This is a genomic window from Lactobacillus sp. UMNPBX16 (genome assembly GCF_002553775.1).
Taxonomy (GTDB): domain Bacteria; phylum Bacillota; class Bacilli; order Lactobacillales; family Lactobacillaceae; genus Lactobacillus; species Lactobacillus crispatus.
The window spans coordinates 1-10631 of record NZ_PCYU01000044.1 but is presented as its reverse complement, the minus strand read 5'-3'; the positions used below and the strand labels follow the sequence as shown (position 1 = coordinate 10631).

Below are 10631 nucleotides of genomic sequence, written 5' to 3'. Positions count from 1 at the left end.
TAATACTGAAAAAGATAAAACTGACTTATTTAGTTATTTTGAAGATGAACTAATATATTATTTTAAACATTCATTAGTCAGAATAGTGATTTTTGAAGATTTAGATCGGTTTAATAGCCCTCAAATATTTCAAAAATTACATGAACTAAATGAGAACTTAAATCAAAGCGGTATTAGAATTAAATTCATTTATACGTTAAAAGAATCTGTATTTTATAATACTAACGTCAAAAGAGAAAATAGTTATGAAAATAAAGCTGCTGAAAATAAAAGTAAATTTTTTGACTACGTTTTACCCATTTTCCCGTTACACAGTTTTCAAAATTCTAAAAATAAATGGTATAAAGCGCTAAATTGTTGCGATTTTATTTCAAAGAACAATAAAGAACTATCTCTTTATCCATCTAAAAAATTAATACATAATTTAGGAAATTATATTTTTGACAATAGAGAAATTTTAACAATAGTTTCTGAATTAGACATATTTGCACAAAAGCTTCCAATGGATATGTTTAAAAATAGTAATGCAATAGATAAATTGCTTGCCACGATTGTTTATAAAAATATATATCCTAATGACTTTGAAGATATTACGATTGGTAAATCTAAGATAGATTATTTAATGAAAAATATAACTAAATTCTATAATGCAGTTATATATGCCAATAGTAATGAAATTACTGCTAAAATTAATAGCCTAAATACTGAAATAACAGATATTAATAGGCAAATAACTTTGAGTATTAGGAATTACTTAAATACAAAATATGACCAAATTTGTGGTACTTATGGTTTCATTTTAAATGGAACACACTATTATAGTAATACTGACATGCAAACTGTAAATAACTTTTGGAAGTCTTACCTTGATGGTGATGGGAGTATAGAGCAGAGAAAAAGGATATCAGATAAATTTGAACTAGAGGATAATAAAAAAAGTCAGATCGCTTCATATTTAAATGGTGATTTACAAACTTTTGATATTCTAAAATTGACTAATACTAGAGACAACTTAAAAATTGATTTACAAAAAAATGAATCAGATATTAATGCGAAAAGTTTAGGTCAAATTATTGATTTACTTAACAAAAGTGATGATTCATTTCAAGAAAAAGTAAAACAAAAATTTAACGCAAGTGTTATTGAATATATAATGAATACTGATATTTTAAGGTTCTTACTTATAAATGATTATTTAGATACTACTTTTTATGATTATATTTCACCGGATTCTTTTAATTCAAGCTTATCCGCAGAAGAAAGAGAATTTTTAAGAAATGTTGAAAGCCGTAATCCCACATTAAGTAATATTAAGTTAGTTCATAAAATAAAGGTACTTGAAGAATTGGAAAATTTGGAAGTTGACTACTTCTATGCTTATTCAACTGATGTACTTTATTTATTATGTGAACAGAATAAAAGAGATACTAAAATCCAATCTTTATTAAACCATATTAAAAAACAAAAGGATTTTGAATTTCTTTCTACAATAATCGATGATTTTAATCTAGACAGAGCAGTTGCCATAAAGTTATTAAATAATTTATTTATTAGTTGGCCAGAATTATTTTTAGTACTAAAAGATAATTCTTCAGCAGTAAGCTATGGATATCAACTTAATTTGGTTAATTTTTTAGTAACTACTATCTCATATAATTCAAGCTCGCTCAATCCTAAGATATATAATTTCTTAGCTCAAAATAATATAATTGCAAGTACTGTCTTCAAAAGATATTTAAATTCAGATGATAAAGTCAAAAAATTATTTAAGGATAATAGAATTTACAAGTTTAATAATTTAAAATTTTTTAAGTCAAACAAAAGTGTGATTTCTTATTTGATTAAATGCCAGTGTTATGAATCAAATATAGAAAATTTTAAAACTATAATATCTTTTGAAGGAAGTTTAAATAATTTAATAATTCATTATAAACGAGACAATATTCAAGAAGGTTTTATAACAAGCAATATTCAAAGATATATTAATGATCATATTGGCATCGACGAGAATAGCGTTCTGAATTTTGATGATTTTATAGCGTATATAAATTGGGCTAAGGAACATAAATTAAAAGATTATAAAGATTTTATTTTTGTTACGTATCTAGATGCAAATTTTGATCGTAAGTTGAGTAATTCTGATAAAACTAATATTTTAGAAAATACAAATATTTCAGATGTACTTAATAATTATGAAAATAATCGTGATCGAATAAACAAGTTAATACAAGATAATAAACTTCCTTATAAAAATAATTTTTGGGAAATTTTATTTAAACAAAATAAGGATATTGCAAAAAAATATTTTATTAAAACTGAGAATGAATCTGTTATCGATGAATGGTTTAAAGAAACTAGGTATTGGGACTGTATTATGAACTATTTATCTTCCACAAATTATCCAAAATCATTCGTTAAAAAAATAGAAACATTTAATTATGAATGGACAGAAAAAGATTGTGATAAAACCTGTTTGCAAAAATTAATAAATTTTTCTAGCAATGTGAAGACTATACGTAAAATTATGAGCTATTCTGCTTTGACTAACGAAATGAAGGACGATATTCTCTTATTGATGTTGGATAAATTTAAAGGAAAATTCACAAAATCAGAAGTTAGTGAATTTTATTTTGATAATGCAGAGTATATATCAGAATGGCCTATTGGAGAAAGAAAAAAGATCCCATGTAAAAAGGAATTTTACGCTAAAATCCAAAGATGGATTCAAGTAGTAAAACCTTTGGGATTAGTATCGAAAAATAATAATCATATTATGCTAAAAAAATTAAATGAGAGATTCAAGTAAAACATCATCATATTATTTTGATATTCTAGTCGCATTTCACTATATTAATGAAGCTGAGTTTTATTCTTATTGTGATCGTTTTACTGATAAATTCATGTGGCAATCAATAGCTAAGAGAATTGAATTATTAAGAAGCGAGATTAAACACAGCTTGGATGAAGCATTAGAAAACAAATAACTACAACTAATACAATTATGATTTTTTATCAGGTCATTGAAAAATAAAACTCAACCATAGAAAGGACTACACCTATGCAATTCCACAATCCTAACGATACTATCCATGTTCCACCACAAAATATTTTTGAAGACTTACTTGATCAGGTCGAAAAGTTGCAAACGCAAGTGGACGAACTCAAGCGGCTTCAATATAGTAATTCCAGCAACGCACGTGATGTTTTCCTATATGGTTGTGAATTAGCTGGCAGTCAATATCTTGATCTAGAGGATCATGTTGTGCCAAAGTTGCATGAAAATGATCCGCTAGCTTTAATGCGTGAGCCCAATAATGAATTCGACGAGCATGCAATTAGCGTGTACACAACTGGTGGACTTAAACTAGGATACTTACCTAAGAGCAACAATTTGATCTTAAGCCGTTTGATGGATGAAGGTAATCTTTTGTTTGGCAAAACCAAGACTTTTCATTGGGATGGCAAGCGTTTGTATTTAGTAGTAAAAGTTTATATGAGAGCATAATAAAAGGGCATCACATTGAAGTGATGCCTATTTGCTTAGACATTTTATCTAGGATTTACGTCATTCGCATACTCTTTTAATTCTCGCATGCTGTATTTCTTGCCGAAGATGCTATCTTTATCAGGAACCAAACGATAGCTATTCTTTAACGTCCTCATAAATTTATTGGTAAAAACCTTTTTCTTTTGGCCATAAAGCGTATGTTGATTCAGCCATTGTTCTGCTTGATTTCTTGATAGATATTTCATGAAATCTTCCTTTCCAATATTTAGAATTGCAGCTACTTTGACTGTATCCCTGTACACACTATTGTAGTGCTTTAATAGCTGAAAGTATAATGACAGCTAGAACCATTTTCTCTGGACACTTTTTAGCTGGTAAATAAATGATAAAATATTGTTGATTAGAAAGTTGAGGATGAAATGAAAAAAATCGGGAAACTATCGTTAGTTTTGTTAGCTGGCTTAGCTTTAACGGGATGCAGTCAAAACTCTAAGCAAAATACTGCACCAAAGAAAAATGCAACTATAAAAACTGCTAAAAATAATCAAAAGCCTACAAGAATGGGGCATTTATCTGCTCAGGACTTAACTCCACAAAAAACTGTTGCAGTTGTAGTTGCATATGCAGGTAATCGTTACTCTGGCAGTTGGAATAAAGTCTTGCTTAATGGCAAGCAAAATGGGATCGAAGTTGATTTGAAGAATCAATCAGATTATTCATATATGAATGAAGGTAGCGGAGTAGCCTACATGGTTTCAGAAAATGCAGGATATACTCTGAAACAAATAAATGGTAAAAATATTTATTATCTCTTTTTAAATGGTAAAAAGCTAGAATCAGTTACTATGAAAGAAATGATTGCTTATTTGAATAAACGGGATTCAGATAAGTTGGTGAATAGCTTGGCTAAAAATGCCAAAGTTAACGATGAACGTTCAGATTCTAATAATGCTTCTCCGAATTCTACTGGTAAAAAATCTAACTTGCCTGGAGATGATGGACTATTAAATGTCCCAAAAGAACTACAAGGAACTTGGTATACTTATCCTGCTGATGATGACAAACTAGAAACTATTAAGATTAGTCAAAATAAAATCAATGATGGCTACAGTTCACTAGAGTTACATAAAATTAACATTAAATTTGCTAACGAACATTTATATAGCGATATGTCCAAGTCTTATAGAAATGCTACTAAGAATTGGGGCATGGCACAGATGATAGGGAAGAAGATCCATAACATTGATTACTTGAATGTCCGTACCTGGATGCAAGGTGCTGGTGATGGTATTTATTATGGTGCTCATACTGAAAACGGTCAGTCAGTTGTAGTTATTGGTGAGGGTGCAGGACTATGGACAAATAGTGTTGCTTGGAAGACACCGCAACTTGCACAACAGTATAAACACAAGAAATTTAGAGATTTATTCTATCAGGATGACCAATAAAATGAAAAAGATACCTTTAATCTTAATGCTAGGACCACAAGCGTCTGGTAAATCTAGTTTTATTAAGATGAATAATTTACAAAACTATACTATTTCTGGAGATGAAATTAGAATTCGCCTAAATGGGATCAATTCTAATAATGGTCACCCTCAGATAAATTTTGTCCCGCAAACAGAATCAATTGTATGGCATATTTTTTATGAAGAACTAGACACACGTTTGCAGAATAAGTTGCCAACTGTCATAGATAATACGAATCTGGCTGGTCATGGATTCAATCCAATCAGCGATATTCTGAAAAGAGTGCCAGTCGATTATCAAGTATATGTCATTGATTGTTTTAAGCCATTATTGGACTCCAAAGATTCATTCAGTGAGGAGTCTCTAGATCATGCATTAAAAACTCTTGTGCAGCGCAATCGTGATCGAGAATATTCAGTGAATATGGATATAATTAAACGTTTTGTTGGCTATTATAAAGATTTTAAAATACCAGATAAAGTCAAAGTGATCAGTTCTGCAGATTTGCAGCAAGCACAGGATATAATCGATATGGTGTTAAATTATCGATAAACATATTTTTCAGAGATTTTGATATAATCAGGACAGAATAATGGATGAAGACGATAAATTCCAAAAATCAAATAAATTATTAGATATAGGCGCTGAGGCCTACCGCAATGGTGATTACCTAAAAGCACAAAAATATTATGAATATGCAGCAAAGCTAGGTAACACTCAAGCTATCTGTAATTTGGGCTATATTTATGAATATGGTCGTACAGGGAAGCGTGATTACAAGAAGGCGTTTTACTGCTTTAAGATTGCCGCAGATGACGGTAGTGCAGAAGCCTGTTATAAAGTAGGAGATAGTTACTTCTATGGAGATGCAATAAAACAAAATTACAACTTGGCTCTTGAGTACTATATCAAAGCAGAAGATTTTGCTAATAAATCTGGTATTGATGATGATATTAAATCAGATATTTATTATCGTTTAGCGCTATGTTTGTACAAAGGGTATGGTACAGATGAAGATCCATTATCTGCATTAGAATACATAAATGAAGCTGAATATTACTCTTATTGTGACCACTTTGAAGATAAATTCATGTGGCAATCAATAGCTAAGAGAATTGAATCACTAAGAGCTGAGATTTTACAAAGACTAGATGAATATTTAAAAAATTAATAACATCGACGAGTCGCATCCCTAAACCGGACGCGGCTTTTTTAATCTGAAATTTTATTAAAAATAAGACCAAAGCTTTTGTGTTATGTTTCATTGATACGATAACTACAAACAAGATTATAATAACAATTGCTAGATAATGATGTGAAAAATTTATTAATACATAAGGAAGAATGATTGATATGACTTTGACATGAAAGAAAACACTGAAAAATAAATTACAGCAAAATGCGGATCAAGTTCAGCATTTTGGAATACGTAAATTATCTATCGGTGTCACTTCAGTGTTGTTATCAACTTTGTTTTACGTTGGTGCGATTAATACAAATACTGTACAAGCAAGTACGGTAGATAGCGGTGTGCAAACTGCGAAAGTAGTACAGAAGAAAGCAGATTCTTCTGTGTAAGCTGGTTTAAATAAAGATAAAACAGATGATGTTTCTGGTAAGGCTGCTGAACCAACTTCTCAAGAAAACGATAATACTGCAGATAATTCTGTTGAAAATCATACAGAAAATAATTTGACAGTCTCTAAACCCGAATCAACTATTAAAGCTAGACAATTAGCTGAAAGCAAAGTAAAAAATTCTAATGTTCAAACTCAAAATGGGGGTAGAGCAGCCTAGTGCAACTGCTAAGCCAATCGAAGTTCAGCCTAACCAGGATGCCAATGCTAATAAGGCAGAAATCGGTCAAGGCCAAGCTGAAGAAACTAACCTATCATGATGGTGACTTTATCATCCCCGCAGGTTATGAATTAGTAAGTATGTTACCAACCAGCTATAAATTTAAAGCTTCTGACAATGATCCAATTGATATTCATTTGAAGCATAAAGTAATAGTTATCACACCAAATGATCCAAAGCAGTCAACTGATAAGTTGCCAGATAATCCAAGTAAGAATTATCTAACTGGTGTTAGTCAAAATGATTTAAACGAAATGATCAAACGTCAAATTACGGTAGTCAGACCTGATGGCAATACCATTGATGCTAGTCAATTGATAACGCTAACGAGAACTGCGACATTAGATGAAGTAATGCTCATGTACGGTAAAGAAGCAAGCAACCTAAAACAATAGATAGACCGCCAGCACTACACTATTCCGAACCAAAGACCAAAAGATAAGCATTTTGAGAAAATCTAAACTTTTGGATTTTCCTACAATGCCGACTACGGCGGAATCCCTCCCACTCCTTATATATTTCTTTCTGTATACATTGAATTTGTATTTAGTAAAATGCAGACAACACCACGGATCGGCTTTTGGCTGGACAATTCCAACCAAACACCGCAGCAGACAGTAGAAACCATTCTGAACGTTAGGAAGCCGGTATGATTGTTACATATAAGGGGAAGAAAAATTTCTTTTAGATACTTGTTTTCCTAAAACTGATGTGATATAATTAATTCAATTCCAGAAAAGGAGTAAAAAATATGCGGCAAGGTATTCTTAAATAAAACTATAATCAAATAGTGGGAACAAAGGATTATGATAGTCCCTTTTGTAGGGGCTTAGTTTTTTGTACCCAATTTAAGAATACTTTTGCCTTATCAATTTTGACATACACATATACAGCACTCACAAACAGGTGTATGCTGTATATGTGTATGTCCGCAAATTATCATCCCCAGTGGTAAAAGTATTTTACTGCTGGGGATTTTTTTATGCCCTTCGGGGCAGTAAAGGGAGGACAATCACATGAAAATAATCAATATTGGAATTCTTGCCCATGTAGACGCTGGAAAGACGACCTTGACGGAGAGCCTGCTATATGCCAGCGGAGCCATTTCAGAACCGGGGAGCGTCGAAAAAGGGACAACGAGGACGGACAGCATGTTTTTGGAGCGGCAGCGTGGGATTACCATTCAAGCGGCAGTCACTTCCTTCCAGTGGCACAGATGTAAAGTCAACATTGTGGATACGCCCGGCCACATGGATTTTTTGGCGGAGGTGTACCGCTCTTTGGCTGTTTTAGATGGGGCCATCTTGGTGATCTCCGCTAAAGATGGCGTGCAGGCCCAGACCCGTATTCTGTTCCATGCCCTGCGGAAAATGAACATTCCCACCGTTATCTTTATCAACAAGATCGACCAGGCTGGCGTTGATTTGCAGAGCGTGGTTCAGTCTGTTCGGGATAAGCTCTCCGCCGATATTATCATCAAGCAGACGGTGTCGCTGTCCCCGGAAATAGTCCTGGAGGAAAATACCGACATAGAAGCATGGGATGCGGTCATCGAAAATAACGATAAATTATTGGAAAAGTATATCGCAGGAGAACCAATCAGCCGGGAAAAACTTGTGCGGGAGGAACAGCGGCGGGTTCAAGACGCCTCCCTGTTCCCGGTCTATTATGGCAGCGCCAAAAAGGGCCTTGGCATTCAACCGTTGATGGATGCGGTGACAGGGCTGTTCCAACCGATTGGGGAACAGGGGAGCGCCGCCCTATGCGGCAGCGTTTTCAAGGTGGAGTATACAGATTGCGGCCAGCGGCGTGTCTATCTACGGCTATACAGCGGAACGCTGCGCCTGCGGGATACGGTGGCCCTGGCCGGGAGAGAAAAGCTGAAAATCACAGAGATGCGTATTCCATCCAAAGGGAAAATTGTTCGGACAGACACCGCTTATCCGGGTGAAATTGTTATCCTTCCCAGCGACAGCGTGAGGTTAAACGATGTATTAGGGGACCCAACCCGGCTCCCTCGTAAAAGGTGGCGTGAGGACCCCCTCCCCATGCTTCGGACGTCGATTGCGCCGAAAACGGCAGCGCAAAGAGAACGGCTGCTGGACGCTCTTACGCAACTTGCGGATACTGACCCGCTTTTGCGCTGCGAGGTGGATTCCATCACCCATGAGATCATTCTTTCTTTTTTGGGCCGGGTGCAGTTGGAGGTTGTTTCCGCTTTGCTGTCGGAAAAATACAAGCTTGAAACAGTGGTAAAGGAACCCACCGTCATTTATATGGAGCGGCCGCTCAAAGCAGCCAGCCACACCATCCATATCGAGGTGCCGCCCAACCCGTTTTGGGCATCCATCGGACTGTCTGTTACACCACTCCCGCTTGGCTCCGGTGTACAATACGAGAGCCGGGTTTCGCTGGGATACTTGAACCAGAGTTTTCAAAACGCTGTCAGGGATGGTATCCGTTACGGGCTGGAGCAGGGCTTGTTCGGCTGGAACGTAACGGACTGTAAGATTTGCTTTGAATACGGGCTTTATTACAGTCCGGTCAGCACGCCGGCGGACTTCCGCTCATTGGCCCCGATTGTATTGGAACAGGCATTGAAGGAATCAGGGACGCAACTGCTGGAACCTTATCTCTCCTTCACCCTCTATGCGCCCCGGGAATATCTTTCCAGGGCTTATCATGATGCACCGAAATACTGTGCCACCATCGAAACGGTCCAGGTAAAAAAGGATGAAGTTGTCTTTACTGGCGAGATTCCCGCCCGCTGTATACAGGCATACCGTACTGATCTGGCCTCTTACACCAACGGGCAGAGCGTATGCCTTACAGAACTGAAAGGGTATCAGGCCGCTGTCGGCAAGCCAGTCATCCAGCCCCGCCGTCCAAACAGCCGCCTGGACAAGGTGCGCTATATGTTTCAGAAGATAGGGAAATGACTATGAGTAAACTTCTCCCCTATGAAACAATCGTCAAAGCCCATGAGGGCGACCCGGACGCAATCGACACCATTCTTTCCCACTATGCCGGATATATCCGCTACTGTTCCAAAGTACACGGGAAAGTCAACGCCGAAGTTGAGGAACATATAAAGCAACAGCTCATTGCCGCCCTGTTCAAATTTCGCTTTGACCGATAAACAAAGAACAAACACTGGCTGTCATTAGCGGTTTCACTCCAGCCAGTTTACAATTCATCTATTCCTAAAGGAAGCAGGTCATAGTATAATAGAACCAACGACAAATATACTTTTAGGGGAGATATAGCAATATGAAAAGTAATAAATACTTAACTATTGGCTTATTAACAGGATTTATTGTCGGTGGTTGCATAGGTGTGTTGGCATGGGCGTTTTTGCAAAATCTTTTTGCTATTTCTATTTGTGCAGGTATCGGAATGTTGATTGGAATTGTTATAGGTACATTGATTGATTATGAAAAAAATAATCATCAAGAGAAATAGAAAAAATGCACAATGCCTTAAAGGAAAAACAGGAATTTATTGTGCTATCCATCATCGGGCCAACCTGACCTGAACTTTCAAAACTGAATATCCACCGCCCATCGGCGGCCAGCGAAAGCAGTAAGTCTGAAAAAGATTTGCTGCTTTTTTTCTACCCAAAGTCAAGTATTATCAATGATTTAAGAAAATAAATTTACTTGTTTTAATGATGCGAATAAGGTTAAAGCAAATAAGAGTTTAAATTTAAGAAAAAGCGAAAGTACCACAAATAAGCCTATGAATACTTGTAGTTTTTCCATAGGTTGCTTATACTCAAGTTGATTATTTGATTTCA

At 35.3% G+C, this 10631-nt stretch carries 13 protein-coding genes; 12 read left to right on the top strand and 1 reads right to left on the bottom strand.

Annotated elements, in window-relative coordinates:
* From CP367_RS10770 to CP367_RS09340, 3 genes are all read left to right on the top strand, one after another.
* Positions 1 to 2806 (top strand): hypothetical protein (locus CP367_RS10770; protein ID WP_158227333.1); only part of this gene is annotated, 2806 nt, incomplete at its 5' end.
* On the top strand, positions 2790 to 2984 hold the full coding sequence (locus CP367_RS09345; RefSeq protein WP_089145865.1) for a hypothetical protein: 195 nt from the start codon (positions 2790 to 2792) through the stop codon (positions 2982 to 2984). The genes CP367_RS10770 and CP367_RS09345, both read left to right, overlap by 17 nt.
* A 74-nt stretch (positions 2985 to 3058) precedes the next feature.
* Positions 3059 to 3505 carry an HIRAN domain-containing protein gene (locus tag CP367_RS09340; RefSeq protein ID WP_089145866.1) on the top strand — a complete coding sequence of 149 codons (447 nt, stop codon included), beginning with the start codon at positions 3059 to 3061 and terminating at the stop codon, positions 3503 to 3505.
* A gap of 44 nt (positions 3506 to 3549) precedes the next feature.
* On the opposite strand, the gene CP367_RS09335 is transcribed toward CP367_RS09340, so the two are convergent.
* A complete protein-coding gene (locus tag CP367_RS09335) occupies positions 3550 to 3753 on the bottom strand; it encodes a hypothetical protein (protein WP_089145867.1) in 204 nt (67 codons plus the stop codon).
* Between the two features lie 174 nt (positions 3754 to 3927).
* Between CP367_RS09335 and CP367_RS09330 the strand changes: the two genes are divergently transcribed.
* The 9 genes from CP367_RS09330 (at position 3928) to CP367_RS11050 (ending at position 10297) form a co-directional block, all read left to right on the top strand.
* Positions 3928 to 4956, top strand: a complete 1029-nt coding sequence (locus CP367_RS09330) for a hypothetical protein (RefSeq protein WP_089145868.1) — start codon at positions 3928 to 3930, stop codon at positions 4954 to 4956.
* Between the two features lies 1 nt (position 4957).
* Positions 4958 to 5530, top strand: a complete 573-nt coding sequence (locus CP367_RS09325; protein WP_089145872.1) for an AAA family ATPase — start codon at positions 4958 to 4960, stop codon at positions 5528 to 5530.
* A gap of 40 nt (positions 5531 to 5570) precedes the next feature.
* Positions 5571 to 6149: a tetratricopeptide repeat protein gene (locus CP367_RS09320; protein WP_089145869.1), complete on the top strand. Its 579-nt coding sequence runs from the start codon at positions 5571 to 5573 to the stop codon at positions 6147 to 6149.
* 206 nt (positions 6150 to 6355) lie between these two features.
* Positions 6356 to 6556: a YSIRK-type signal peptide-containing protein gene (locus tag CP367_RS09315; protein WP_081096727.1), complete on the top strand. Its 201-nt coding sequence runs from the start codon at positions 6356 to 6358 to the stop codon at positions 6554 to 6556.
* A gap of 184 nt (positions 6557 to 6740) precedes the next feature.
* Positions 6741 to 6875 carry a hypothetical protein gene (locus tag CP367_RS11145; protein WP_255404449.1) on the top strand — a complete coding sequence of 45 codons (135 nt, stop codon included), beginning with the start codon at positions 6741 to 6743 and terminating at the stop codon, positions 6873 to 6875.
* Positions 6820 to 7230 carry a hypothetical protein gene (locus CP367_RS10895; RefSeq protein WP_180707104.1) on the top strand — a complete coding sequence of 137 codons (411 nt, stop codon included), beginning with the start codon at positions 6820 to 6822 and terminating at the stop codon, positions 7228 to 7230. The genes CP367_RS11145 and CP367_RS10895 overlap by 56 nt, the downstream gene beginning before the upstream one ends.
* Positions 7231 to 7851: 621 nt before the next feature.
* Positions 7852 to 9774 carry a tetracycline resistance ribosomal protection protein Tet(W) gene (gene tet(W) / locus CP367_RS09300; protein ID WP_089145870.1) on the top strand — a complete coding sequence of 641 codons (1923 nt, stop codon included), beginning with the start codon at positions 7852 to 7854 and terminating at the stop codon, positions 9772 to 9774.
* A gap of 2 nt (positions 9775 to 9776) precedes the next feature.
* The gene (locus CP367_RS09295) at positions 9777 to 9974 is read left to right on the top strand and encodes a helix-turn-helix domain-containing protein (RefSeq protein ID WP_001909500.1); all 198 of its coding nucleotides are present in this window, start codon (positions 9777 to 9779) and stop codon (positions 9972 to 9974) included.
* Positions 9975 to 10105: 131 nt separating this feature from the next.
* Positions 10106 to 10297 (top strand): hypothetical protein, encoded by a 192-nt coding sequence (locus CP367_RS11050; RefSeq protein WP_000841357.1) that lies wholly within the window; start codon positions 10106 to 10108, stop codon positions 10295 to 10297.
* Positions 10298 to 10631 lie beyond the last annotated feature (334 nt).

Bases quoted from the DNA above. Each gene is read 5' to 3' on its own strand.
- CP367_RS09345 (WP_089145865.1), top strand. From the start codon at position 2,790: ATGAGAGATTCAAGTAAAACATCATCATATTATTTTGATATTCTAGTC.
- CP367_RS09340 (WP_089145866.1), top strand. From the start codon at position 3,059: ATGCAATTCCACAATCCTAACGATACTATCCATGTTCCACCACAAAAT.
- CP367_RS09335 (WP_089145867.1), bottom strand. From the start codon at position 3,753: ATGAAATATCTATCAAGAAATCAAGCAGAACAATGGCTGAATCAACAT.
- CP367_RS09330 (WP_089145868.1), top strand. From the start codon at position 3,928: ATGAAAAAAATCGGGAAACTATCGTTAGTTTTGTTAGCTGGCTTAGCT.
- CP367_RS09325 (WP_089145872.1), top strand. From the start codon at position 4,958: ATGAAAAAGATACCTTTAATCTTAATGCTAGGACCACAAGCGTCTGGT.
- CP367_RS09320 (WP_089145869.1), top strand. From the start codon at position 5,571: ATGGATGAAGACGATAAATTCCAAAAATCAAATAAATTATTAGATATA.
- CP367_RS11145 (WP_255404449.1), top strand. From the start codon at position 6,741: ATGTTCAAACTCAAAATGGGGGTAGAGCAGCCTAGTGCAACTGCTAAG.
- CP367_RS10895 (WP_180707104.1), top strand. From the start codon at position 6,820: ATGCTAATAAGGCAGAAATCGGTCAAGGCCAAGCTGAAGAAACTAACC.
- CP367_RS09295 (WP_001909500.1), top strand. From the start codon at position 9,777: ATGAGTAAACTTCTCCCCTATGAAACAATCGTCAAAGCCCATGAGGGC.
- CP367_RS11050 (WP_000841357.1), top strand. From the start codon at position 10,106: ATGAAAAGTAATAAATACTTAACTATTGGCTTATTAACAGGATTTATT.